The following is a 24,852-nucleotide window of genomic DNA, read 5'->3' as shown; positions in this document are numbered from 1 at the left end:
ATGGCGGTCAAGGAACTCCGCGAGTCGCCGAGCCTGTCTTCGTTGTACCCCAAGGCGTTGCTCGGCTCGCTGCGCAAAAGCGGCGGGAACACGCTGCCGTCGACCGAATTCGTCCGCGAGGGCGTCGTCGTCGACCCGGCCCACCTCGCCGCGTACAACCAGGTGTGCGGATTCCGGCTCGACGACGTGCTCCCGGCGACGTATCCGCACATCCTCGCGTTCCCGCTGCAGATGGCGCTGATGACCGAGGCCGACTTCCCGTTCCCGTTGCTGGGCATGGTGCACGTCGCGAACCGGATCACCCAGCACCGGCAGCTGCGGCTCGACGAGTCGTTCACCCTGCGCGTGCGCGCCGAGGATCTGCGCCCGCACGAGAAGGGCAAGCAGTTCGACGTCGTCAGCGAGCTGCTCGTGAACGACAGTCCTGTGTGGACGGACGTCAGCACGTATCTGCGCCGCGGCGGCGGCAGCGGCGAGAAGACCTCGCGCGGCCAGCTCTCCCAGCCGACGGCCAACGCGATCTGGCACGTGCCCGGCGACATCGGCCGCCGCTACGCCGAGGTCTCCGGCGACCGCAACCCCATCCACCTGCACCCGATCACCGCGAAGGCGTTCGGCTTCCCGTCCGCGATCGCGCACGGCATGTGGACGAAGGCGCACGCGCTCGCGGCGTTCGAAGGCAGGCTGCCGGAGGCGTTCACCGTCGACGTCAAGTTCAAGCAGCCGGTCCTGCTGCCCGCCAAGGCCGCGTTCACCACGTGGAGTGAAGGCGATGGCTGGGCGTTCGAGCTGTGGAACGCGCGCAAGCCGAAGCCGCACCTGGAGGGCTCAGTCGTCGCTCTCTGACGGCTTCCAGATCTCGCCTTCGACCAGGTCGTTGAACCCGAGCCAGACCAGGTTCATCAGCCACGAGGCGAGTACGCCGTCGGAGACATCGGGGTGGTCGAGCGCCCAGTCGGCCAGCGACTCGGCCGCCCCGACCAGCGCGGCGGACAGCCCGGCACCGGAGAACTCGGCCTGCTCGCCGAGGCCCTTGCGGGTGCCGGCGGAGACGACCAGCGCGGCGACCAGTTCGATCGCGCGGGTGCGCATGTCGGTGATCTCCGCGGCGAAGGTGCCGCCGACGGTCATGGCCTGGCGGTGCAGCACGGTCCAGGACTCGCGGTAGTCGGCGACGAAGCGGTAGAACGCGCGCAGGCCGTGCCAAAGCTGCATGTCGGGCGGCAGATCGGGTTTGATCCCGTCCTGCACCGCCTCCAGCAGGCGGGTGGCTTCGCGGCGGATGCACGCGCCGAAGAGGTCTTCCTTGGAGCCGAGGTAGGTGTAGATCATCGGCTTGGACACGCCGGCGACCTCGGAGATCTCGTCCATCGACGCGGAGTGATAGCCGTAGCGCGAGAACACCGAGACCGCTGCGTCCAGGATCTGGCGTTCCCGCACCGCTCTCGGCAGCCTTTTGGCGCGTTCGGCGGGACGCGGCACTTCCTCGGACAACTCAGGACCTCCCATTAGTTCGCGTAAGACGCTACCGGGCTACCACCGTCGTGGGTGATTTCGGCACGCTTGCCCGCCTACCTACTGGCGGGTAGCCTTACGCCTTGGTAGGTGGAACTGGAGGGAAGATGACCGAGATCGTGGGGCTGACCGGCCGCGCGCTGGTCGACGCGCTGGAACGGATCGAGCCGGATTCGGCCGAAGCGCACTCTCTCGACGTCAACGAGGTCGCGGGCGCCATCGACCCGAAGGACCTCGGCAAGGACGACGTCCGGCGGCTGCTCACCGCGCTGGGACGGCTAGCGGAGTCCGCGCCCGCGTTCGACCTCCGCAAGGTCGACCCCGTCCGGTTCGCGAACCTCGTCGCGCGCGCCTCGCGCACGCAACTCGAGAGCGTCGTCGCCGAACGGCCGCTCCGGGAGCGCGTGCTGCGCGAGATCTTCGACCGCATGGGCGCCCACATCCGGCAGGACCGCGCGAAGACGCTGCACGCCGTCGTCCACTGGCGGCTTTCCGGCGGCACCGGCGACGGCGGTTACGACCGCTACGAGACGGTGATCTCGCACGGCGAGTGCACGGTCAGCCGCGACATGAGGGAGAAGCCGAGGGTGACGATCACGATCGCGCCCGTCGATTTCTTCCGGCTCATCACCCATCAGGCGACACCGGCTGTGCTATTCGTCACCGGAAAGATCAAAGTAAAAGGTGACCTGGCATTCGCGGCCGGCTTGATCGGTTTCTTCGACCTGCCGAAGCCGTCCTGAACCCGGCCGAGCAGATACACTTCCGTGCCGTGCCCCGAAATTCCCCGAACCGGCGCTGGCGGGACAAGGTACGCCTTTCCCGTCCGTTGCGGCTGCACAAGACGCGCACCGGTGGCGAGCACGTCGTCAACGCGTTCGCGGAGAAGCTCGAGCTCGCCAAACTGAGCCCCGGGCAGTTCACGCAGGTGCTGGAAACCCTGCACATGCTGGGCGAAACCGGTGCGGGCATCGAGTTGAGCTCACTGGAGACCGAGGTGCTGGTCGACGTCGTGCAACGGGCGTCACGGGAGCAGCTCAAGGCGATCGCCGATCACCCGGAACTGCGTTCGGCGTTCCTCGACGAGATTTTCCGCAGAATGTCGGATCATTTCGTTCCCGAACGCGCGCGACATGTCGACTTCGTCGTCGCATGGCGTTTCACCGATGGTGACGGAGAAGACGGTTTCGATCGTTTTCAAACGGTCATCGAAGACGGTGTCTGCGTTTCGAGCACGGATCTCGCGCGCACTCCGGACACCACCATCACCCTTTCCGTCGACGACTTCATCCGGATGGCGACCGGCAACGCGGCGGTGGCGGCGATGTTCGTGACGGGCAAGGTGAAGGTGAAGGGTGAGTACGCGCCCGCGGTGCGGTTCAGCGGGTACTTCGACATCCCGAAGCCGAGCGGTGCTTAGCCAGTTGTTTCGTCGAGAGTCCGCTGCCGTGTCCGGCGGTAGCGGACGTTCGGACTGCGCAGATTCTTCTCTGTCGCCTCGATCAGGCCTTGGCGAAGAAGAACGCCGATCCACCGGGACACTGTCCGGTCAGGAAGCCCTGTCTTCGCGACCAAATCGGCACGGCTCGCTTCCTTTTCGTCCAGCGCCGAAAGAATCTCCTCACGGCGATCGGCACGGCGTTGTTCCCGGACCGGGCCATCGACAGACGCTGGAACAACGTCGTCGGCGAGCGTGTAGTGCGCGTACCGCCGCCCGCCGGCAGGGACGAGCAGGCCGCGGGCGACCAGATCGCCGAGTTCTTCGGTAGCGACACGGGAGTCCAGGTCGTTCGCGTTGCGGTAAGCCTGATTGTTGAGCGTTTCGCCGTGGAACAACATCGCAAGACCATGGCATTGACTGTCGGTCAGTCCATGTTCGTGAAGTGACGCGATCCACTGGACGGCGCCGTCTCCCATCAGTGTGTGATTGGGGAACGTGGCCGAGAAAGTGGAGATGTCGTCGGCGAACCGTGGTGGACTGAGCTTGGCGTCTCGCATGGCGGCCAGCATCGCCGGAATTCCGGAGCCGCGATTTTCGCAGATCGGACGGTCCGAGCCGGGTAGTGGCGTGTCTTCCAGGACCTTCAGCAAGGTCGCGTTGCGAGCCGAGGAGGTGCCTTCCACGCCGAGATTTTCCTCGCGAACCGACCCGTAGAGGCCTCCGGGATTGCGAATGACGAGGCGGTCGGGATACATCTCGACCTGCACTTGAGTTCCCTGCGACGGGCCGGAGTAGTCGCGATGGACCAAGGCGTTCACCACTGCCTCGCGTAGAGCCGTTTCGGGATACTCCCAAGTCTCGGCTCGCCCCGCGCCACGAATCGTGGATCGACGTTTCATGTTGCGGCGAAGAGCGACAAGGGCTTCGTCGACGATCGCCGGGATCGGTCCTTCTGCCGCGATGTTGTCGATGAACCTCGTGCCACTTCGAGGGTCTGGTCCCGACTTGGTCGGGTAGTGGACGAAGGTCAGCATGAGCTGAGGGAAGAACTCCTGCGGATATTCGCCCAACGAGAGGAGCCCGGCCAAGGACAGCTCGTCTCCGACGAGGATCTTCGCGCGACGCAACGCCGAGGTGTCGTCGAGGTTCGCGAAGGCCCTGCCGCGGTGACGGCGGAGGCGGCTCAGGAAGATACCGGTCAGGGCTCCGTCGAGGTTCGCGACCGTGGTGCCGGGGACGGGCTGCTCGTCGTCTCGGGGTTGACCGCGGTTCGCCAGCATCAACTGGACCTCGTAGGGACTCAGTTTCCGGTCTCCATCGGCGACCCTGATGAAGCTGCCCTGTGTCATGCCGGTGCCGCGGTTGTACGCGGGTTTGCTGCCGGCGGGCAGTTCGGCGATCTCGGCCACCACCAGATCAGCGTCTTCGAAGCGGTGCGTCCCGATCAGCGGTCGGAGAGGGGGCTCCAGGTTCTCCGAACACATCGCGGCCAGATCGGCCTCCAGCTTCGCCGCATCTCGGACGCCGGTCGCTTCGAACCCCTGGGTTTCGTCGAGGCCGAGGATCAGTACGCCGCCGTTGGTGTTGGCGAAGGCGGAGAGTGTCTCGCGGACGCTCTTGGGCAGCTTCGTCTCTGCGCGTTTTGCCTCCACGAACGCATGATCACCGCCTAGTACGCGGAGATTCGCGATGATCTCGATGAGTTCTTCGTGGAGCATGTCGCCGTCCTAGCTTCGCCACTAGCTTCGCCACTAGCAGTGTAGTGGCGAAGCTAGTGGCGAAGTCGAGCGGCGTCTAGCCCTCGACGATGCGGCCTTCGATCACCGGCGGCTGCTTCTTGGCGGCCTCCGCGGGCGGCGTGTCCATGACGACCTCGCTGTCCACGACCATCACCGGCCCGCGGGCGCGGTTCGCGAACTTGACCGCCCGGCGCTGCATCCGCTTCTGCCACACCTTGCGCGCGACACTCCGCGTCGGCGGCAGGATGAACAGCAGGCCGATGACGTCGCTGACGAAACCGGGCAGCAGGATCAGCAGGCCGCCGAGCCCGATCAGCATCCCGTCGGTGAGTTCCTTCTCCGCGTCGGCCGGACGGCCGAGCCGCGCGGACTCGGCGAACGCACGGAAGGCGCGGCCACCTTCACGGCGCGCGAGCCAGGAGCCGACGAACGCGCCGGCGAAGAGCAGCGCGATCGTGCCGAGGACGCCAACGGCCGAGCCCACCGCCCACACGGCGGCGATCTCGGCGACGACATAGAGCAGGAACGCGACAGCCATACCTGGACAACGTACGGGTTGCCCGTTTTGCTCCCAACCCCCGGTCAGCCGATCCGGCGAAGGAACTCCTCCGCCTCGCGTGGCCTGGTCAGCACGACTCGCCGAGCGTGCGCCCCTTGCTCCGCCAGCCTTCGCACGGTCCGCTCCCGGTAGTGCTTCGGCCAGCGCCAGACGTAGGAATAGAACTCCGGATCCAGCCTTTCGGGGCAGCCGGGAGCCTGCTTGTCCTGCCCGTACTCGCGCAGGCTCCGAACCAGCACTCGCCGTAGGCAGACGCGGCGCGGGTAATCGAGGAAGACGATGGTGTCCGCTCTCGGGAGGCGGAGATGTATCGACGCCCCGTAGTTGCCGTCGATCACCCAGGCGTCGGACGCGATGACCTCCTGTTGCGCGGCGTGGAACTCGGCATCCGGCGCCGGTGTCCACCCCGGCCGCCAGTAGAGCCGGTCGAGGTGGGTGACCGGCAGGCCGAGCGCGGCGCCGAGCCGTCGCGAGAACGTCGACTTCCCGGCGCCGCTGCAGCCGACGACCATGATCCGCCGCACGGTCAGGCCTCGTCGAGGTACGCGGCGGCCTGCAACGTGAACAGTTCGGCGTAGCCCGCCTCCGCCGCCATCAGCTCGTCGTGTGTCCCGTATTCGGCGACCTTTCCGTGCTCCAGCAACAGGATCCGCTCCGCCTGCCGCACGGTGGAGAACCGGTGCGAGATGTACAGCGTCGTGCGCCCCTCCGAAAGCTCCCGCAGCCGCGAGAAGAGGTCGTGCTCGGCCTGGGCGTCCAGCGCGGAGGTCGGTTCGTCGAGGATCAGGATCGGCGCCTCCCGCAGGAACGCCCTGGCCAGCGCGATCTTCTGCCATTCGCCACCGGAGAGGCTGACACCCTGGTCGAACCAGCGGCCGAGCGGCGTGTCGTAGCCGCTGGGCAGACGCTCGATCCGCTCGTCGGCGCCGGCGCGTTTCGCCGACGTCTCGATCCGTTCCCGGTCGACGAGGTGCGTCAGGTCGCCGAGCCCGATGTTCTCGGCCGCGGTGCCCTGGTAGGTCACGTAATCCTGGAACATCGCACTGATCTGCCGCCGCAATTCCACCGGGTCGTACTCGCGGATGTCGACGTCGTCGAGCAGGATCCGCCCGCCCGTCGGGTCGTACAACCGGCACAGCAGTTTGAACAGCGTCGACTTCCCGGCCCCGTTGCGGCCGACGACGGCGACCGTCTCACCCGGCCGGATCTCGAAGCTCACGCCGTCGAGGGCGGGTTCCGGCGCACCGGGATAGGTGAAGGACACCTCCTCGAATCGGATGTGTCCCTCCACAGTGGACGGAAGCGGTCGCGGCTCCGACGGCGCGACGATCTCCGGTTTCGTCCCGAGGAAGCGATACAGCGTGTCGAGATAGAGATTGTTCTCGTACATCCCGGAAAACGCGGTGAACAGACCCTGCACGGACGTCTGCACCGACGCCGCGGCCGCCGTGTACAGCGCGAGGTCGCCGAGGGTGAGCCTGCCGCCGACGGCCTCCAGCGCGATGTACAGCGCGATCGCGGATCCGGCGGCCGTACTGAGCAGGCCCCACGATGTCGAGCTGACGCTGCGCTTGCGGGTCAGTGTCCGCTGACGGTCGTAGAAGACCTGCCCGAGCCGCTGGAAACGGTCGACGAAGTACGGGCCGAGGCCGAAGAGCTTGGTCTCCTTGGCATACGTGTCGGTGGTGACCAAGGAGTTCAGGTAGTCCATCCGCCGTTTCAGCGGCGACATCATCAACGTCAGCCAGAACGCGCGGGCGCCGTACTTCGACTGCGAGATGAACGCGGGGATCGGCGCCACCAGCGCGACGAGCGCCAGCAGCGGGCTGATCGAGACCAGCAGGGCGATCATGCTGCCGAACGTGATCACCGTCCGGATCAGGCCCAACGCCGAGTTCATCATCGACAGCGGCCGGGTCGGCGCCTCCTGCGAGGCCTGACGCAACATGTCGTAGGACGCGGAACCCTCGAAATACGAGAGATGCAGCGCGCTCGCGTGATCCATCACCTGATGGCGGATGGTCAGCGTCATCCGTTCCTGCAGCAGCGACTGGCCATAGGTGGTCAGCGCCTGCGAAACCGCGGTGAGCACGAGGATGCCGAACTGGAAGAGGGCGACACCGACGATCGCGCTCTTCGTCCCGTGCCCCTGGATCGCCGCGACCACCGAATCGATCAGCAGCTTCGCGATGTACGCGGTCGCCGTCGGGAGGAGGCCGGAAAGCAGCGTCACCAGGGTGATCACGATGGTCAGCACCGGGCTCGCCTGCCAGGTCAGCTTCGCGACCTTCGGCAAGCCGCGGACCGTACCCGCGACGTTGACCCACATGCGGTTGAGCCGGGACTTGAGGTCTTTCGGAACGGCTTCGGGTTCGGGCTCCGGAATGTCGACCGGGCCGGTCAGCCCGCTGTCGGGCACCGTCGACGGCGGACGACGGCGCCTGCCGCCACGCGCCATGAACAGTTCCAGGCCGCCTCCCCCACCGGGCGGGCCGATCATGCGGCCGCCAAGGCGCCGTTGAGGAACACGTCGACGAGCTCCATCGTGGTGGGCTCGTCACCGGTCTCGCTGAACCGGATCCGGCCGCTGAACAGCAGCGACAGGAAGAGCGCCGCGGACTGCGACGGCGGCAGGCGGAGCCGGTCCTTCTCCGGTTCGAACAGCTCGGCCATGGCGTCGCGCATCGCGCTCATCGACTCTTTCCGCCGGTCCCGGCGGTCGTCATGGCGATGCTCCAGCCGCCTGCCGGAGCCGTGCATGACCGCCATGAGCGCGCCCATACGCTGGAGGTGCGCGCTGAGCGCGTCGGCCGCCTCGATGAGCCTGTCGTCGAGGGTCTGGTCGAGGTCGATGACCGCGATCGCGTCGAGGACCTGGTCGGGCTTCAGCGCTTCGGCGAAGCAGGTGGCGAACAGTTCGTCCTTGTCCTTGAACACGCGGAAGACGGTGCCTTCGCCGATGCCCGCGGCGCGCGCGATCTGGCTCGACGTGACACCGGTGCCGTGTTCCACCAGCAAGGGCAGCACGGACTGGACGATCATCCGGCGCCGCTCGTCGGCACTCATTCCCGGCGCTCTCCGCCGGGTGGTGGTTTCTGTCATGACTCCAGTTTGCGGAGTGAGCGCTCACTCCGTCAACTGAATAAGATCGTCGTCGGCAGGAGCCACCGTGGCGTCGCGCGGGTTCGGCTGCCGTCTGAGGCGAGCGGACGAGTCGGTCAGTCGTCCTCGACAGCGTGCATGATCAGCTTGGTGAGATGAGGTCGCCAGGCAGTGGGGATGAGGTCGGGCAGGGTCGCGCACGACGCGATGTCGGCCGCGACGATGACCGGTTGGTCGGTCACGCCGGAGAACATGGCGCGATCACGGTGGTCGTCGCCGGCGAGGACCTTGAGTGCTTCCTTGCGGAAGGACTCTCCGTCCGTGTCGTCAGAGCGGCCCGTCAACTCTTCGCGGCTTGGATTCATGAAGTCCATCTCGAGCACTCCAGACATTGAGCCACCCTTTCGCTCAGACTAACTCATGTAGCGTTTGACCACGGCATTCTGCAGACGTTGATAGCACTTATGGAACAGCACCCTTCGGCCGAACAGGAAGACGGTCATGGTGGAGAGCGAGATCGTGAAGACCAGTACGCCTTCTTGTGAAAAACTGTCGGCAAGAAACGCCGGCCAGCCGATCGCGGTCTCGCTCACCGCACGGTTGATCATCGTGCTCACCAGCGTGTAGAAGGTCGAGAGGCCGACCAGGAGCAGGCCGAAACGGTTCACTAGTGGAATCCGTGATCGAATTTCCTGCTGGAACGCCTTGGAGAACCAGATCGAGGCGAAGCCAGGCAGGGCGACGAAAAGAGCGGTGATGTTGGTTCCAGCGGTGGTCGCCGTCACGAGCTCGTCCCATGTGCTCCAGAAAAACCACAGGAAGGCTGCGGAGAAGAAGCATAGCCAGGTCGCGGCCGCCGTCGTTCCCGGTGGCCGCTCGCGGACGTAGGCATACGCGTAGAGAAGATGATCACTTGTCGCGGCTTCTCGGAGATTGCGTCCGTAGAGGTGCGCGACCGGTCCGCCGGCGTCCTTGTCTCCGAGTGTCTGTGCGTCGTTCTCGGCGCAGAACTTGTCGAGCGCCCTTTCTTGATCCTTCTGCGGTTTTCGAAGGGTGTTTTGAAGGACGAATCTCTGTTCTTTGAAGTAGGTGCCGGTCGGCGAGGGCATCGTGAAGTGATAGCTGCGGCAGAAGCTGTGCATCGACAGCGGTACCCAGAATCTGAAGGGTTCCTGGCCGACCGCGCGACGAGCCCATTCGACCGCTCGTTGGAAGAGCCTGCGGCCACGCAACAAACTCCCTTTGGAGGGAGTGGGTGGGTATTCCGCGGCGAAGCGGGTCCGATAGGACAGCGTCAAGCGCACGGTTTGCCCGGGGCGCCTCGTCAGGTGAACCCACGACAGGTGACGGGTCGCGACGTAGCGGCCGAGCACTTCGATCCGCTCCAGAGTCCCGGGATGAAGGAGGAGCCCCGACTTGCTCGCTTCCCGCAGTCTCCGAATGGACTTCTTGGCATTCTTCGTCGCTTCGCGTTTGCTCTCCGTCGGCAAGGACAGGTACTGGCGTTTCGCCTGCTCGATCCGATTTCGCTGGTAGTCGCCGAGTCCGTTGGGGGCGATGTCGACAAGTGCCCAAAGGACTTTGAGGAGCCAGGTCGTCCGTTCTCCCCACTCCGTGCGCCCGCAAACGTAGAGATGTTCCCCTTTTGGATCTTCCACGGTGAAGTCCGTCATGAGCCTGCCGCGGCGCATGACGTGGATCGGCACGACCAGGACGGGGTTGGCTTCGTTGAACGCCTTGACGAAGTCGGGGTCGTCGGCCTTCTCGTGATCCGGAAGGGCTTCGGCCAATGTCGGCAGATGCCAATCCAGGACGAGTCTTCGCCTGCATTCCCCATGGTCGATTTCGACATGCTCGATGACGCGTGCGAACGGGCCCTCTTCGCCTTGAACCAGGCGAAGTGCCAGCGCCGTGGAGTACGCCTTGGCGATCTTCTTGATCAACGCATCGTCGGTCATTTCAAGCCCTCCCCGGCCTGCGTCTTTCCGCATTCCTGGCTTTGGTGTCGAGGGCTCGGACAACTCTGTTACGCGACGTGATCGCGCCGTTAACTCGCAGTTGTCAGGGAAAAACTCGCGTCAGACGCAGCGAAGGACGCTTTCCCCGCATCGCATGCGGCGAAAGCGTCCTTCGCGCCGAACTCAGTAGGTGATCGCGACCGCCGGGTCGGCCAGCAGCGCGCCGACGTCGGCCAGGAACTCCGAGCCCTGCTGCCCGTCGACCACGCGGTGGTCGAAGCTCAGCGAAAGCTGGAGCACCTTGCGCACCTTGATCTCGCCGTCGACCACCCACGGGGTGTCCTTGATCGCGCCGAGGCACAGGATCGCGGACTCGCCGGGGTTGATGATCGGCGTACCGGTGTCGACGCCGAAGACGCCGACGTTGGTGATGGTGATCGTGCCGCCGAGCATGGCCGCCGGGGTGGTCTTGCCCTCGCGGGCGACGTCGGTCAGCTCGGTGAGCGCGATCGCGAGTTCCTTGAGGGACATCGAATCCGCGTCACGGACCTTGGGCACGACGAGCCCGCGCGGGGTGGCCGCGGCGATCCCGAGGTGCACGTAGTCCTTGTAGACGATCTCCTGCGCCGCCTCGTCCCACACCGCGTTGACGTCCGGAGTGCGCTTGGCCGCCAGGCAGACGGCCTTCGCCGCGAAGGTCAGCGGGGTGACCTTGACCCCGGCGAACTCGCGTGACTTCTTCAGCTTCTCCCGGAATTCCATCATCGGCGTGACGTCGATGGTCAGGAACTCCGTGACATGCGGGGCGGTGTAGGCGCTCTGCACCATCGCGGCGGCGGTGGCCTTGCGGACACCCTTGATCGGCACCCGGCGTTCCCGGGTCGCCGGGTCGTAGCCACTGTCTACAGTGGACACAGCGGCGGCCGGTGCAGCGGAACCGTTGGCGGCCGCCTGCACGTCGTCACGCGTGATGACGCCGCCGTCGGCGGTGCCGGTGAGCGCGTGCAGATCGACGCCGAGGTCCTTGGCGAGCTTGCGCACCGGCGGCTTCGCCAGCGGCACGTACCCGCCCTTCGGTTTCGAAGCCGAAGCGGGCTCGGGCGCCACAGCCACCGGAGCGGAGGCAGGGGCGGGAGCCGCGCCCTTCCGCGCCCGGCGCTGCGTGACGACGGCCTTGGAGCCGTAGCCGACCAGCGGCTTCATCTCCTCTTCCGCCGGCTCTTCAGCCGCGGGCGCGGCCGTGGGTGCCGGGGCCGCCTTACCGCCGGGGTCGACGTCGATGGTGAGGATCGGCGCGCCGACCTCCACCGTCTGGCCCGGCTCGACGAGCAGTTCGGTGATCACGCCCGCCCACGGGATGGGCAGTTCGACGGCGGCCTTCGCGGTCTCGACCTCGACGACGATCTGGTTCACCGTCACGGTGTCACCCGGCTTGACCTGCCAGGCGATGATGTCGGCCTCGGTCAGCCCCTCCGCCGTGTCGGCCAGGGGGAATTGTTTGTACTCGGGCATTTCGGCGATTTCCCCCTTACCAGGCGAGCGAACGGTCGACGGTGTGCAGCACCCGGTCCAGGTCGGGGAGGTAGTGCTCCTCGAGCTTGGCCGGCGGGTACGGCGTGTCGAATCCGGTCACCCGCAGCACGGGGGCTTCCAGCGAGTAGAAGCATTCCTGCTGCACGCGCGCGGCGATCTCCGAGGTCAGCGACGATTCCGACGGCGCCTCGCTCAGCGCGATGAGCCGTCCGGTCTTGCGCACCGACTCGAACACCGGCTCCAGGTCGAGCGGGGACAGCGTCCGCAGGTCGATGACCTCCAGCGACTTGCCCTCCTCCTCGGCGGCGGTCGCCGCGTCGAGCGCGACCTTCACCGACGGACCGTACGCGACGACGGTGGCCGTGGTGCCTTCGCGGACCACGCGGGACTTGAACAGCTGGTCCGGCGTGGCCTCCGTGTCGACCTCGGACTTCATCGCGCCCGAGTGGTACAGCTTCTTCGGCTCGAAGAACAGGATCGGGTCGTCGGATTTGATCGCCTGCTGGATGCCCCAGTAGGCGTCGACGGCGTTCGAAACCGAAACGACCTTCAGGCCGGGGATGTGCGCGAACAGCGACTCCGGCGACTCCGAGTGGTGCTCGACCGCGCCGATGCCGCCACCGAACGGCACCCGGATGACGATGGGCATCTTGATCTTGCCCTGCGTCCGGTAGTGCAGCTTCGCGACCTGGCTGGAGATCTGGTCGAAGCCGGGGAAGATGAAGCCTTCGAACTGGATTTCGCACACCGGGCGGAAACCGCGGACGGCGAGGCCGACCGCGGTGCCGATAATGCCCGATTCCGCGAGCGGCGTGTCCAGCACGCGCTGCTCGCCGAAGTCCTTCTGCAGACCGTCGGTGATGCGGAAGACGCCGCCGAGCTTGCCGACGTCTTCACCCATGATCAGGACCTTCGGGTCCTCTTCCATGGCGCGACGGAGGCCGAGGTTGAGGGCCTTGCCGATGGTGAGTTTCTGGAGGTCGGCCATTTCAGTGCTCACCCGCCCCGACGAAACCGTCCATGTAGGACAGGAACTCTTCGCGCTGCTTGTCCAGCAGCGGCGTGGACTCCGCGTACACGTTGGAGAAGATCCGGTCCGGTGGCGGTTCCGGCATGTTGAAGCAGTAGTCGCGCAGCTCGGCAGCGAATGCGTCCGAATCGGCCTGCACCTGGTCGAAGAACGCCTGGTCGGCGCCGCCACCGCGGGCGAGGTACGCCCGGACGCGCTCGATCGGGTCCTTCAGCTTCCACTCCTCCAGCTCGTCGGAGAGCCGGTAGCGGGTGGGGTCGTCGGTGGTGGTGTGCGCGTCCATCCGGTAGGTGAACGCCTCGATCAGCACCGGGCCGTTGCCGTGGCGGCACTCCTCCAGCGCCCAGCGGGAGACCGCGAGGCAGGCGAGGACGTCGTTGCCGTCCACGCGGATGCCGGGGAAGCCGTAGCCGCGGGCGCGCTGGTACAGCGGCAGGCGCGACTGGCGCTCGGTGGGCTCCGAGATCGCCCACTGGTTGTTCTGGCAGAAGAACACGAGCGGCGCGTCGTAGACGGCGGCCCAGACGAAGCCTTCGTGCACGTCGCCCTGCGAAGTCGCTCCGTCACCGAAGTAACAGATGGTCGCTTCGCTGTCGTCGTCGCCGACCTTGCCTTCGAACTTCTGGCCCATCGCGTAACCGGCGGCGTTGAGCACCTGGTTGCCGATCACGATGGTGTACGGGTGGAAGCCGTGGGCCTTGTAGTCCCAGCCGCTGTGGTCGGTGCAGCGGAAGATGCCGAGCACCTCTTTGAGGTCGACGCCGCGGGTGTAGGCGACACCGTGCTCGCGGTAGCTGGGGAACGCCATGTCCCCCTTCCGCAGCGCGCGGCCGGAGCCGATCTGAGCGGCCTCCTGCCCGAGCAGCGGCACCCAGATGCCGAGCTGGCCCTGGCGCTGCATCGCGTTGGCCTCGCGGTCCGCGCGGCGGACCAGGACCATGTCGCGATACAGGCCCTTGAGGGCCTCGGCGTCGATGTCGTCGACGTAGCGGTCGAATTGCGGCGAGGCGACCCGTTCGCCTTCGGGGGTGAGCAGCTGAGTCAGCTCAGCGCCACCTTCGCTCGTTGCTCGCAAACCGGCGATCACCTGTTCGGGGGAAGGCTGCGCCGCTACGGCGGCGGGACCATCTCCAGGCTCCGGGTGCGTCCAGTGTTCGGACGGCATGCGCTGCTCTCCTTGATGTCGGCGCCTCTGGCGGCCACTTGTGGCGGCCACAGTGACTGCGCCGGCGGGGACCAGCGCGTCGGATCTGAAGCGCTGGGTCACCGTCGGCGTTGACGGTTCGTGCGGACATCCTGGCATGCCGGATGCCGTTTTGGTCAGTGGCGGATGCTGATTTGTTGCTGAGAAAGGGTGCCTGATCAGGGAAAATGCTAGGAAGCCCGAGTGTGGGGCCGCCGAAAGTAGGGCATTCACCCGCGAGCCGACCAGCGGACGACGCACCCGGACGGGTGTCCTGTCCGGCGCGGGCGATGACGATCCGTGCCCGCCACTGTGATCCATCCCACTTCCCGGCACCCGTGGCAGGATGGCGGACGTGGAGCAGAAATCCGTACGCGAAACCGTGGTTTCGAACTGGACGAACGACGTCCTTCCCAGCCTGTCCGGCCTGGTGGCGATCCCCGCCTTGTCGCCGGCGTTCGACGCCGAGTGGGCGAAGACCGGCCATCTCGCCGCCGCCGTCGAGCACGTCCGCTCCTGGATCGCCGCGCGGGAGATCCCCGGCGCGACGCTCGAGGTCGTGGAGCTCGAAGGCCGCAGCCCGCTGCTGGTCGTCGACATCCCGGCGACGTCCGAAGCCGCCGACAAGGGCACCGTGCTGATGTACGGGCACCTCGACAAGCAGCCCCCGGTCGGCGGCTGGTCCGAGGGGCTCGACCCGTGGACGCCGGTGATCCGCGACGGCAGGCTGTACGGCCGCGGCGCGGTCGACGACGGCTATTCCGGTTACGCGGCGACGACGGCGATCGAGGCCGTGCGCGCCGCCGGTGGCGAGCACTCCCGCGCGGTCGTGCTGCTGGAGACCGGTGAGGAATCCGGCAGCCCGGATCTGCCCGCCTATGTCGAGCACCTGAAGGAAAAGCTCGGCGCGGTCTCGCTGGTCGTCTGCCTCGACGCGGGCGGCACCGACTACAAGCGCCTGTGGCTGACCACCAGCCTGCGCGGCATGCTGCACGTCAACGTCACCGTGAAGGTGCTCGAGTCCGCGCAGCACTCCGGCATGGCCAGCGGCATCGTGGCGAGCTCGTTCCGCGTCCTGCGTGTCCTGCTCGACCGGATCGAGAACGCCGAAACCGGCGAGATCAAGCTCGCCGAGCTGAGCGTCGACATCCCGGAGAACCGCGTCGAGGACGCTCGCGGTGTCGTCGAGATCGCGCCCGGTGCGGCGAAGACGCTCTTCCCAGTGGTCGGCCGGACGGTGTCCGACGACGATCTGGAGCTGCTGCTCAACAACTCGTGGCGGCCGACGCTGTCGGTGATCGGCGCGGAGGGCTTCCCGCTCCCGGCCGACGCGGGCAACGTGCTGCGCGACAGCACCACGCTCACCCTGAGCTTCCGCCTGCCGCCGACTGCCAACGCGCAGGCCGCGATGGAGGCGGTCCGCCGCGTGCTCACCACCGACGTACCGTACGACGCTTCGGTGGAGCTCGGCGACTTCCAGGCCGAGAACGGCTGGAACGCTCCGGACACCGCGCCGTGGCTCGACGAGGTGCTGCACCACGTCAGCGGCGAGGTCTTCGGCGAGCCGCACAAGAGCTTCGGCATGGGCGGGTCGATCCCGTTCATGGGGCTGCTCGGCGAGAAGTACCCGGACGCGCAGTTCGTGGTCACCGGCGCCTGCGGGCCGGACTCGAACATCCACGTGCCGGACGAGTGGCTGAACATCGACTTCGCGCAGCGGGTCACCGAGGCGGTCGCGCACATCCTGGACGCGCACGCGCGGAGCTGATCTCCCGGCTCACGCTGCAATGAAAGGTCCTTTCCTAGCAAAATTTGCCAGGAAAGGACCTTTCATCGCACGCGCGGGAGGATCATGTTCGAGGGTTTCGAGCTCGAAAACGTCGACACCGGCGAAGTGACCCTCAGGGTCCGCCACGGCGGATCGGGGCCGCCGCTCGTCCTCCTGCACGGACATCCCCGCACCCACACCACCTGGTACGACGTCGCGCCCCGGCTCGTGGACGCGTTCACCGTCGTCTGCCCTGATCTCCCCGGCTACGGCCAGTCCTCGAAACCCGAGACCGCCGAAGACCACTCGGCGCACTCGAAACGCGCCATGGCCAGGCATATCGTCGCGCTCATGCGGCATCTCGGCCACGAGCGGTTCGCCGTCGCCGGCCACGATCGAGGCAGTTACGTGGCGCACCGGCTGGCCATGGACCACCCCGAAGCGGTCACCAAGCTGGTCATCCTCGACGGCGTTCCGATCGGTGAGGCGCTCGCGCGGGCAGACGCGGGCTTCGCGCGGAAATGGTGGCACTGGTTCTTCTTCGGCCAGCTCGCGAAACCCGCCGAGCGGGTGATCAACGCCGACCCGGACGCCTGGTACGGCGGAGATCCCGAAGCCATGGGCGCCGAGAACCACGCCGACTTCCTGCGCGCGATCCATGATCCCGAGACGGTCCACGCGATGCTCGAGGACTACCGCGCCGGCCTCGGGCCCGACCGCGAAGCCGACGACGCCGACAAGGCGGCCGGGCGGAAGCTTGCCTGTCCCGTCCTCATGCTGTGGTCCAGCCGCGACGACATGGCCGAGCTTTACGGCGACCCGATCGCGGTGTGGCGCGAATGGGCCGACGACGTCCGCGGCTTCGCCATCGAGTCCGGGCACCACGTGGCCGAGGAAAACCCGGCCGACCTCGCGGCGGCGTTACGCGAGTTCCTGGCCTAGGCGAACTTGTTCAGCGCCGCGGTCAGTTCCGTCAGCTGCGGCGTGAAACGCTGATACGAGAACGGAGTTTCGTTGTTCCACGGGATCAGCTTCCCGGCCTTCACCGCGGGCAGCTGGGCCCAGGTCGGCACGCCGCCGAGTCCGTCCGGGCCGAGCGACAGCGAACCGCCGCGGTTGTCGTACATGATCACGTCGGCCGGGTACTTGCCGATGTTCTCCCAGCTGATCTGCTGGTAGTAGCCGCCCTGGCTCTCGTCCGGCGCCTCCGGAGTGACGAAGTTCAGCCCCTTGCTCTGGTAGTGCTTCGAGGTCGCGAACTTCGGCGCGTTCGAGACGTAGACGGCGTCCTTCTGCGCGGACACGAGGAGGATCTTCAGCCCGGCGGCCTTCTTCGCCGCTTCGGCGAGCGCGGCGTCGGCCTTCTCGTACTCCTGCTTCGCGGCCTTGATCGCCGGGGTCTCGGTGTCGGCGCCGAGCGCCTTCGCGAGCGCGATGAACTTCGCGATCCCTTCGGGCATCGAGATGTCCTGCAGCCGGACGCCGACGCTCGGCGCGGCCTTGTCGATCTTCTCCGTCTGCGTGTCCGGGACGTACCACATCTGGTCCTTGAGGTACATCACGCTGACCAGCAGCTGCGGATTCAACGAGACGAACTTGTCGAAGTTGAACTCGTTCCACACGTTCCCGAGCGAGGTCACCGCGTTCAGGTCGACGCCGCCCGCCTGCGGATCCGGTTTGCCGTCGGCGAACTTCGAGGGGCCGAAGATCCCGACCGACTTCACGCCGAGGTCCCACAGCGCCGCCGCCGCGGTCACCTGCGCGACGATCCGCGTCGGCCGTTCGCCTTCGAGTTTCCGGCCGCGGTCGTCGGTGAACGACCAGGTCGCGCCCGCTCCCTGCGTGGGCGTCTCTTCCTGATAGCCGCAGGCGGTCAGGAGGCCGGTGGCGCCGAGCGCCGCGGTGCCGGCGAGAAAGCCGCGTCGGGAGAGGTGCATGGAGATCTTCTTTCGCCGTCGTACCGGATTTCGTCGTTAGGCTAGCCTTCCCTTATCGTGGACGCCATGGTCCAGGTCACGGAGCGCGGCACAACCATGAGGACCAGCGTTTCCGTGAGAACGCTGGTCCTCGCGGGGTCTCTGGCAGCGCTCGTCGCGGTCATCCTCCTGTCGATCGGCTTCGGCTCGAACCGCCTCTCGCTCGGCGAAGTCCTCCACGCGCTCTTCGCCTACGACGGGAGCTACAACGACGTCGTCGTCCGCGACGATCGCCTGCCCCGCACGGTGCTCGGCGTCCTGGTCGGGATGGCGCTCGCGCTGGCCGGCTCGCTCATGCAGGCGATCACCCGCAACCCGGTCGCGGAACCCGGCTTGCTCGGCATCAACCACGGCGCCGCCGTCGCGATCGTGCTCGGCTCGACGCTGTTCTCGGTGACTTCGCCGGGCGAGTACGTCTGGTTCGCCTTCGCCGGGGCGCTCGCGGGAACCGCGCTGGTCTCGGTGATCGGCGGGACACGCGGTGCGACGAGCCCGCTGAGGCTGGTGCTGGCCGGTGTCGCCATCCAGGCGGTGTTCGTCGGGATCAACCAGGGCATGCAGCTGGTCAACACGCACAACCTGCAGGCCATGCGGTTCTGGCTGGTGGGTTCGCTGGTGAACCGGAACCTGGATCAGCTCTCGGTCTTGCTGCCGTTCTTCGTCGCGGGTGTCGTGATCGCGATCGTGCTGGCCCGCGCGCTGAACGCGCTGGCGCTGGGCGAGGACACGGCCCGCGGCCTCGGCGCGAACCCGGCGCTCGTCCGCGTCGCCGGGATGGTCGCCGTCGGCCTGCTTTCGGCGTCGGCGACCTCGCGCTGCGGGCCGATCGCCTTCGTCGGCCTGATGATCCCGCACGTCGTCCGGACGCTGATCGGCCAGGACGAGCGCTGGGTGATGCTGATTTCGGCGTTGCTCGGGCCGGTGCTGCTGCTCGGCTGCGACGTCCTCGGCCGCCTGCTCGGCTCGCCGGGCGAGATCCAGGTCGGCGTGATGACCGACGTCGTCGGCGGGATCGCGTTCGTGATCGTGGCCCGGCGCCTGAAGGCGGTGCGCCGATGACCGCGCCCGTCCGTCGTGAGTCCGGTTTGGACAGACGATCGGTACTCGTCGTCGCCGCGCTGGCCCTGGTGACGCTGACGCTCGTCGTGCTTTCCGTCGGCACCGGCGACTACGAGATGAGCCCCGGCGAAGTGCTCGCCACCCTGGTCGGTCAAGGGACGAAGGCGCAGTACCTGGTCGTCATGGGACGGCTTCCGCGCGTGCTGGTCGCGATCCTCGTCGGGGTCGCGCTGGCGTTGGCCGGGGCGGTCTTCCAGACGATCACCCGGAATCCGCTCGGCAGCCCGGACATCATCGGCTTCACGACCGGTTCGGCGACCGGCGGCATCGTGGCCCTGCTGCTCTTCGGCTCCGGCCCGGGGCTCGTCTCGGTCGGCGCGCTGGTGGGTGGGCTGCTGACCGCGCTGGTCGTGATGGCGTTGTGCGCGCCGCACGGCCTGCTGAGCTCGCGGCTGGTGCTGCTCGGGATCGCGATCAGCGCGGTACTGGTCGGGGTGAACTCGTACCTGCTGGTGAAGGCGAACCTCGAAGCCGCATCGCAGGCCGTCGGCTGGCTGGTCGGCGACCTTTCCGGCCGCGACTGGAGCTTCTTCGTGCCCCTGGCCGTCGCGGTGGCGGTGCTCGCCCCGGTCGTGTTCGCCAACGGCCGCGCGCTGCGCATGCTGGAGATGGGCGACGACACCGCCACCGGTATCGGCGTCGACGTCCACCGCGTGCGGCTGACCTTGGTGCTGGTCGCGGTCGCGCTGGTCGCCGCCGCCACCGCCGCGACCGGACCGCTGCCGTTCATCGCGCTCGCCGCGCCCCAGCTCGCGCGCCGGATGACGCGCCTGCCGGGGCCCAACCTGCTCGCCTCGGTCTTCGTCGGGGCGACGCTGGTCGTCACGGCCGACTACCTCGGACAGCGTCTGCTGGAGTCGTCGCTGCTGCCCGCGGGAGTCGTGGCGGCGGCCCTCGGCGGCGCGTACCTGCTCTGGCTGTTGCTCAGGCGACGGGCCTAGGTCAGCCGGGTCAGCTGCACCGAGACGTCCAAAGTGGACTGGCCGCCACCGGTGAAGATGCCCTTGAGCGGCGGCACGTCGGCGTAGTCCCGGCCGTACGCGACCCAGACGTGCCGCGGTCCGACCGGGATCGCGTTCGTCGGGTCGTAGGCCCACCAGCCGCCGGTCCAGACGTCGACCCAGGCGTGGCTTTCGCCTTCGACCGTCTCGCCGAGCTTCGCCTCCGGTTTCGTGTGCAGATACCCGGAGACGTAGCGCGCGGGGACGCCGATCGCGCGCAGCATCACCAGCGTGACATGCGCGAAGTCCTGGCAAACCCCTTCGCGCGCACGCCACGCGTCGGTCGCCGTGCTGTGCACGCCGGTCGTCCCCGGCTGGTACTTGAGCTGCTGGTTGACCCATTCGCAGACCGCGAGCACGGCCTCCGCCGGGTCGAGCCCCTTGCGCAGTTCGCGCGCGACCTTCGTCAGCTCCGGATCGCGGGGCGTGTACGGCGTCGGCGTCAGATATTCGGTGCGATGGTCGACCACGGTGTCACTGCGCAGGTCCTTCCACATCGCCGAACGGACCGGCTCGCCTTCGTCGGCGGTCTCGACCACCGACGTCGCGAGCACGGTGAACTCGGTGTGCGGCGCGTGAAGGTCGAACGACGTCACGACGGTGCCCCAGTAATCCGTGTACCGGTAAGCACGGGTCGCCGGCGTCGTCTCGACCCGGTTCACGACCGTGGTCTGCCGCCGGTCGGAGCGCGGGGTCAGCCGCGCCTCGTTGTACGACTGCGTGGCCGGCGTCGCGTACCGGTACCCGGTCCGGTGGGCCACCCGAAGCTGCCAGGTCACAGCGAAACCTCCGCACCGCTCCAAGCCACCCAAGGCGACGAATGGAAGTACTGCACCGAAACCGCGTCGCCGATGTCCTTGATCGAGGTCTGCAGGGCGCCGAGCCGTTTCGGCAGATCCTCCAGCAGATCCGACGGCCGCAGGAACTCCAGCTCGCTGCGCGCGCGGCCGAGCTGCCGCAGCGCCTCGGACTTCTCGTTGGCACGCGAGTTGACGCCGGGGTCGAGCCGCTCCAGGCATTCTTCTGCCTGCCGCAGCGCGTGGAACACCGAACGCGGGAAGAGCGTGTCCCGCAACAGGAACTGCACGACCCGGGCGGCGTCGAGCGCGCCGCGATAGGTCCGCAGGTACGTGTCCTGCGCGCCCGCCGAACGGAGCACGGTGATCCAGCCGGGTGACGACGCGCTGTCCTGCACTCGCGAGAGCAGCAGCCGCACCACCATGTCGGCGCGTTCGACCGAGCGGCCGAGCACCATGAACAGCCAGCCGTCGTCGCGGCTCATCGTCGAATCGGCGAGCCCGGCGAACATCGCCGCGCGCTCCTCCACGAAGGAGAGGAACGCGTGCGGCCCGGCGCGGCGCGCGTACCGCTGCCTGTCCGGCACCGCGTTCCACGTCGCGTTCAGGCATTCCCACAGCTCGGTCGAGACGACCTCGCGGGCGCCGCGCGTGTTCTCGCGGGCGGAATTGATCGAGCCGACGATCGACGCCGGATTGTCCTTGGCGTAGGCGACCAGCTCGGTCAGCTTCCACACGTCGAGGGTGTCCATGCCCTCCGGGCTGATGCCGAGGACGGCGAGCAGCTGGCGGCTCGCGTGGTCCGGGTCGACGCTCGCGTCTTCGAGCAGCTGATGCACGGAGACGTTGAGGATCCGGGAGGTGTCATCGGCGCGTTCGACGTATCGGCCGATCCAGTACAGCGATTCCGCGTTGCGGGCGAGCACATCAACCTCCCTTATGCCTGTTGCTGCTGCTGTTGCTGGGTGGTGGTCAGCTCCGGGCCCTGTTCGGCGACCAGACCGTCCACTTGGGACAGTGCGCCGAGCGCGGGCCGCTCCAGCTCGCGCTCCGCCGTCGAAGATCGCGGCGCCAGCACCCAGGTGTCCTTGGAGCCACCGCCCTGCGACGAGTTGACGACCAGGCTCCCCTCCGGGAGCGCGACCCGCGTCAGCCCGCCCGGCAGGACGAAGATCTCCTTGCCGTCGTTGACCGCGAACGGCCGCAGATCGACGTGCCGCGGCGCCAGTCTGTCATCCACTTTGGACGGAACGGTGGACAGCTGGACCACCGGCTGGGCGATCCAGCCGCGTTTGTTCGCGCGGACCTTGCGCTTCAGCGCGGTCAGCTCGGCCTGCGTCGCCTCCGGGCCGAACACGATGCCGTATCCGCCCGAGCCTTCGACCGGCTTGATCACCAGCTCGTCCATATGCTGCATGACGTGGTCGAACTCGTCCGGCAGCCAGCACCGGAAGGTGTCCACGTTGGGCAGCAGCGGCTTCTCGTTGAGGTAGTACTTCACCATCTCGGGCACGTAGGTGTAGACGAGCTTGTCGTCACCGACGCCGTTGCCCACCGCGTTCGCGATCACCACGTTGCCCGCGCGCGCCGCGTTGAGGATGCCGGCCACGCCGAGCACGGAATCCGGCCGGTAGTGCACCGGATCGAGGAACTCGTCGTCGATCCGCCGGTAGATGACGTCGACCTGCTGCTCGCCCTCGGTGGTGCGCAGGTACACGACGTTGTCCCGGCAGAACATGTCGCGGCCTTCGACCAGCTCGACCCCCATGAGGCGGGCCAGCAGCGAATGCTCGAAATACGCTGAGTTGTGCACGCCGGGGGTGAGCACGACGACCATCGGGTCGGCGACGTTCGCCGCGGCCGCCGCCCGGAGCGCACGCAAGAGATGCGAAGCGTAATCGCCGACCGGGCGCACCCGGTGCTGGGCGAACAGGTCCGGGAACACGCGCGCCATCGTGCGGCGGTTCTCCATCACGTACGACACGCCGGACGGGTTGCGGAGATTGTCCTCCAGTACCCGGAAGGTGCCCTCCTCGTCGCGCACCAGGTCCACACCGGACACATGGATGCGGACACCGTTGGGCGGGTTGATCCCGAACGCCTCGCGCTGGAAGTGCTCGCACGAGGTGATCAGCCGTCGCGGAAGCACGCCGTCACGCAGGATCTGGCGGTCGCCGTACACGTCGGCGAGAAAGGCTTCGAGCGCGCGGACCCGTTGCGCCACACCGCGTTCGAGTTTGCTCCACTCGGCGGTGGTGATCACGCGTGGCACCAGGTCGAGCGGGAACGGGCGTTCCTGGCCGGACAGCGAGAACGTGATGCCCTGGTCCACCATGGCCCGGTCGATCGCCGCTGACCGGGACGAGAGGTCCGCCGACGTCAGCGCGGAGATCGATTCGTACAGCGCGCGGTACGGCTGGCGGACCGTGCCGTCGGCGGTGAACATCTCGTCGTACGCGCCCGCGTGCGGCCGGGACGGCGAGAGATAGCCGTCGAACTGCGCCCCGGGTTTCGCCGCGCGCCGGGCCGACGTCGTCGTCCGGGGGCGGCGGCCCGCGGGTGGGAGCCGGGGCGCCGAGTTGTTGTTCATGGGGTCATCGTGACCCATGGACCCCGTCCGGCGCGAGATACCCGGGTTGGCTTGTTGGAATGATCAGCCTGATGCTAGCCTCGCCGCACGTATTCAAACCTGACTGGGGAAGGTTGGATTCTGTTCGGCGTTTTCGCCATGTGTAGAACTCGTTAACTCGCGTATTTACCTGCTGGATAAGCAGGCTCTGAATTTCACATGCAATTTTCAAGGGGAATTGTGAAGAATTTTGTGAAGACGTTCGTCGTGGCCGGTGCCGCGGTGGCGGCGTTGGCCGTTCCAGGTGTCGCCATGGCTGCTCAGGACGGTGTCGCGGCGCCGTCGTCCAGTGTCGGCGTGGCGGATGTCAAGAGTCGTTGGTGCGGTCACAACTACAATAGCTGTGTCCGTGAGCGGAGCGACTTCGCCCGTTATTACAACGTCGGTCCGCTCCAGTACTTCCCTGTCGACCCGAGTTGTGCGGGTATCTGCTACAACGGCTACGTGTTCGATTACTGGCCCAAGTAATAAGGCGGCGGTGGGGCGCTTCGGCGCCCCACCGTGTTTCCCGTGCCGGGCCGGTCGCGTCCCTGTCGGGACCCGCTGGGACCGCGGTCCGCTCCATCCCGTCGTCGAGACGATCTTCGCTGGAAACAGCGCTGTAACGTCTCGGTGCTGTGCTTGCCGCCGGATGAGTGGCAATATGCGTGCTCTCGACACATGGGAACTACAAGGAGTGACGACGTGGCTCGATTCAAAGCGCTCGCCCTGATCCCGGCGCTCGCCCTGGCCGCGGGTGCGCTGTCCGCGTGCGGCGAGGAAGGCGGAACCGCGGCCGGCGGCGTCCAGCTCGTCGCGTCCGGCAAGGTCACCACCTGCACGCACCTGCCCTACCAGCCCTTCCAGGTCAAGCAGGGCGACAAGATCGTCGGCTTCGACGTCGACCTGGTCGACCTGGTCGGCAAGAAGCTGGGTGTCGAGCAGAGCATCGTCGACATCGCCTTCGAGACCATCGAGTCCGGCGAAGCGATGAACACCGGACAGTGTGACCTCGCCGCCGCGGGCATGACGATCACCGACAAGCGCAAGGAGAAGTTCGACTTCTCCGACCCGTACTTCGAGGCGACCCAGGCGCTGCTGGTCAAGACCGGTTCGCCGATCAAGGACCTCTCCAACGTCGCGGGCAAGAAGATCGGTGTCCAGTCGGCCACCACCGGCGCCGACTACGCCAAGGAGAAGGCCGCCGGCGCCGAGATCGTCACCTTCGACGATCTCGCGCTGCTGGAGCAGGCCGTCAAGAACGGCACGGTCGACGCGGGCGTCAACGACAACGGCGTGCTCTACGACTTCGCGAAGACGAACCCGGACACGACGGTCGTCACCGAGTTCAAGACGAACGAGTTCTACGGCATCGGCGTGAAGAAGGGCAACACCGCCCTCCTCGGCAAGATCAACGAGGTGCTCAAGGCCGCCGCGGCGGACGGCTCCTACGCGCAGATCTACCAGAAGTGGTTCGGCAAGGCGCCGACCTGGCAGCCCGGAGCTGCGTCGAACTAGTCGAA

Annotated in this window: 24 protein-coding genes; 9 read left to right on the top strand and 15 right to left on the bottom strand. The window is 67.2% G+C overall.

Annotated elements, in window-relative coordinates:
- Positions 1-846: a MaoC/PaaZ C-terminal domain-containing protein gene (locus DMC61_RS01250; protein WP_125686151.1), complete on the top strand. Its 846-nt coding sequence runs from the start codon at positions 1-3 to the stop codon at positions 844-846.
- On the opposite strand, the gene DMC61_RS01245 is transcribed toward DMC61_RS01250, so the two are convergent.
- Positions 829-1,494, bottom strand: coding sequence for a TetR/AcrR family transcriptional regulator (locus tag DMC61_RS01245; RefSeq protein ID WP_016338219.1), 666 nt, complete (start codon positions 1,492-1,494; stop codon positions 829-831). The genes DMC61_RS01250 and DMC61_RS01245 overlap by 18 nt on opposite strands.
- Positions 1,495-1,622: 128 nt before the next feature.
- On the opposite strand from DMC61_RS01245, the gene DMC61_RS01240 reads away from it, so the two are divergent.
- Both DMC61_RS01240 and DMC61_RS01235 read left to right on the top strand, forming a co-directional pair.
- Complete coding sequence (locus tag DMC61_RS01240; protein ID WP_125686149.1) at positions 1,623-2,258, top strand: SCP2 sterol-binding domain-containing protein; 636 nt, start codon at positions 1,623-1,625, stop codon at positions 2,256-2,258.
- Between the two features lie 86 nt (positions 2,259-2,344).
- On the top strand, positions 2,345-2,935 hold the full coding sequence (locus tag DMC61_RS01235) for an SCP2 sterol-binding domain-containing protein (RefSeq protein WP_072029446.1): 591 nt from the start codon (positions 2,345-2,347) through the stop codon (positions 2,933-2,935).
- Here DMC61_RS01235 and DMC61_RS01230 read toward each other — a convergent pair.
- The 10 genes from DMC61_RS01230 to pdhA all read right to left on the bottom strand — a co-directional run bounded on the left by DMC61_RS01230 (position 2,932) and on the right by pdhA (position 14,042).
- Positions 2,932-4,674, bottom strand: coding sequence for an ATP-binding protein (locus DMC61_RS01230; RefSeq protein WP_125686147.1), 1,743 nt, complete (start codon positions 4,672-4,674; stop codon positions 2,932-2,934). The two genes, DMC61_RS01235 and DMC61_RS01230, sit on opposite strands and share 4 nt — an antisense overlap.
- A gap of 76 nt (positions 4,675-4,750) precedes the next feature.
- A complete protein-coding gene (locus DMC61_RS01225) occupies positions 4,751-5,233 on the bottom strand; it encodes an FxsA family protein (protein ID WP_125686146.1) in 483 nt (160 codons plus the stop codon).
- 44 nt (positions 5,234-5,277) lie between these two features.
- Positions 5,278-5,778, bottom strand: a complete 501-nt coding sequence (locus DMC61_RS01220) for a DNA topology modulation protein FlaR (RefSeq protein ID WP_125686144.1) — start codon at positions 5,776-5,778, stop codon at positions 5,278-5,280.
- A gap of 2 nt (positions 5,779-5,780) precedes the next feature.
- Complete coding sequence (locus DMC61_RS01215) at positions 5,781-7,724, bottom strand: ABC transporter ATP-binding protein (RefSeq protein ID WP_125687072.1); 1,944 nt, start codon at positions 7,722-7,724, stop codon at positions 5,781-5,783.
- Positions 7,725-7,750: 26 nt separating this feature from the next.
- Positions 7,751-8,320 carry a TetR/AcrR family transcriptional regulator gene (locus tag DMC61_RS01210; RefSeq protein ID WP_063274058.1) on the bottom strand — a complete coding sequence of 190 codons (570 nt, stop codon included), beginning with the start codon at positions 8,318-8,320 and terminating at the stop codon, positions 7,751-7,753.
- Between the two features lie 152 nt (positions 8,321-8,472).
- On the bottom strand, positions 8,473-8,748 hold the full coding sequence (locus tag DMC61_RS01205; protein ID WP_125686142.1) for a hypothetical protein: 276 nt from the start codon (positions 8,746-8,748) through the stop codon (positions 8,473-8,475).
- 21 nt (positions 8,749-8,769) lie between these two features.
- Positions 8,770-10,314: a hypothetical protein gene (locus DMC61_RS01200; RefSeq protein WP_125686140.1), complete on the bottom strand. Its 1,545-nt coding sequence runs from the start codon at positions 10,312-10,314 to the stop codon at positions 8,770-8,772.
- A 183-nt stretch (positions 10,315-10,497) separates the two neighbouring features.
- Positions 10,498-11,826, bottom strand: a complete 1,329-nt coding sequence (locus tag DMC61_RS01195; RefSeq protein WP_125686138.1) for a dihydrolipoamide acetyltransferase family protein — start codon at positions 11,824-11,826, stop codon at positions 10,498-10,500.
- Between the two features lie 16 nt (positions 11,827-11,842).
- Complete coding sequence (locus tag DMC61_RS01190; RefSeq protein WP_125687070.1) at positions 11,843-12,835, bottom strand: alpha-ketoacid dehydrogenase subunit beta; 993 nt, start codon at positions 12,833-12,835, stop codon at positions 11,843-11,845.
- A 1-nt stretch (position 12,836) separates the two neighbouring features.
- Positions 12,837-14,042 (bottom strand): pyruvate dehydrogenase (acetyl-transferring) E1 component subunit alpha, encoded by a 1,206-nt coding sequence (pdhA, locus tag DMC61_RS01185; protein ID WP_016338209.1) that lies wholly within the window; start codon positions 14,040-14,042, stop codon positions 12,837-12,839.
- Positions 14,043-14,415: 373 nt separating this feature from the next.
- On the opposite strand from pdhA, the gene DMC61_RS01180 reads away from it, so the two are divergent.
- Both DMC61_RS01180 and DMC61_RS01175 read left to right on the top strand, forming a co-directional pair.
- Positions 14,416-15,828, top strand: coding sequence for a M20/M25/M40 family metallo-hydrolase (locus DMC61_RS01180; RefSeq protein WP_199749864.1), 1,413 nt, complete (start codon positions 14,416-14,418; stop codon positions 15,826-15,828).
- A gap of 84 nt (positions 15,829-15,912) precedes the next feature.
- Entirely contained in the window at positions 15,913-16,770 is an 858-nt protein-coding gene (locus DMC61_RS01175) for an alpha/beta fold hydrolase (protein ID WP_125686134.1), read from the top strand.
- Here the strand turns inward: DMC61_RS01175 and DMC61_RS01170 are convergent.
- Entirely contained in the window at positions 16,767-17,765 is a 999-nt protein-coding gene (locus DMC61_RS01170; protein ID WP_125686132.1) for an ABC transporter substrate-binding protein, read from the bottom strand. The genes DMC61_RS01175 and DMC61_RS01170 overlap by 4 nt on opposite strands.
- A gap of 114 nt (positions 17,766-17,879) precedes the next feature.
- Here DMC61_RS01170 and DMC61_RS01165 point away from each other — a divergent pair, with 114 nt between their 5' ends.
- Together DMC61_RS01165 and DMC61_RS01160 are read left to right on the top strand one after the other, a co-directional pair.
- Entirely contained in the window at positions 17,880-18,863 is a 984-nt protein-coding gene (locus DMC61_RS01165; protein WP_125686130.1) for an iron ABC transporter permease, read from the top strand.
- Positions 18,860-19,864, top strand: a complete 1,005-nt coding sequence (locus DMC61_RS01160; RefSeq protein ID WP_125686128.1) for an iron chelate uptake ABC transporter family permease subunit — start codon at positions 18,860-18,862, stop codon at positions 19,862-19,864. Before DMC61_RS01165 ends, DMC61_RS01160 begins: the two co-directional genes overlap by 4 nt.
- Here DMC61_RS01160 and DMC61_RS01155 read toward each other — a convergent pair.
- The 3 genes from DMC61_RS01155 to DMC61_RS01145 are packed head-to-tail and all read right to left on the bottom strand — an operon-like array spanning position 19,861 to position 23,311.
- The gene (locus DMC61_RS01155; protein WP_125686126.1) at positions 19,861-20,703 is read right to left on the bottom strand and encodes a transglutaminase family protein; all 843 of its coding nucleotides are present in this window, start codon (positions 20,701-20,703) and stop codon (positions 19,861-19,863) included. The two genes, DMC61_RS01160 and DMC61_RS01155, sit on opposite strands and share 4 nt — an antisense overlap.
- Positions 20,700-21,647, bottom strand: coding sequence for an alpha-E domain-containing protein (locus DMC61_RS01150; RefSeq protein WP_016338202.1), 948 nt, complete (start codon positions 21,645-21,647; stop codon positions 20,700-20,702). Before DMC61_RS01150 ends, DMC61_RS01155 begins: the two co-directional genes overlap by 4 nt.
- Positions 21,648-21,658: 11 nt before the next feature.
- Entirely contained in the window at positions 21,659-23,311 is a 1,653-nt protein-coding gene (locus DMC61_RS01145; protein WP_016338201.1) for a circularly permuted type 2 ATP-grasp protein, read from the bottom strand.
- A 231-nt stretch (positions 23,312-23,542) separates the two neighbouring features.
- Here DMC61_RS01145 and DMC61_RS01140 point away from each other — a divergent pair, with 231 nt between their 5' ends.
- Together DMC61_RS01140 and DMC61_RS01135 are read left to right on the top strand one after the other, a co-directional pair.
- Positions 23,543-23,818, top strand: a complete 276-nt coding sequence (locus DMC61_RS01140; protein ID WP_125686124.1) for a hypothetical protein — start codon at positions 23,543-23,545, stop codon at positions 23,816-23,818.
- Positions 23,819-24,034: 216 nt separating this feature from the next.
- Entirely contained in the window at positions 24,035-24,847 is an 813-nt protein-coding gene (locus DMC61_RS01135; protein ID WP_125686122.1) for a basic amino acid ABC transporter substrate-binding protein, read from the top strand.
- Positions 24,848-24,852 lie beyond the last annotated feature (5 nt).

The organism is Amycolatopsis sp. WAC 04169 (assembly GCF_003947535.1).
Taxonomy (GTDB): domain Bacteria; phylum Actinomycetota; class Actinomycetes; order Mycobacteriales; family Pseudonocardiaceae; genus Amycolatopsis; species Amycolatopsis keratiniphila.
This window is presented reverse-complemented; position numbering and strand designations above follow the sequence as displayed.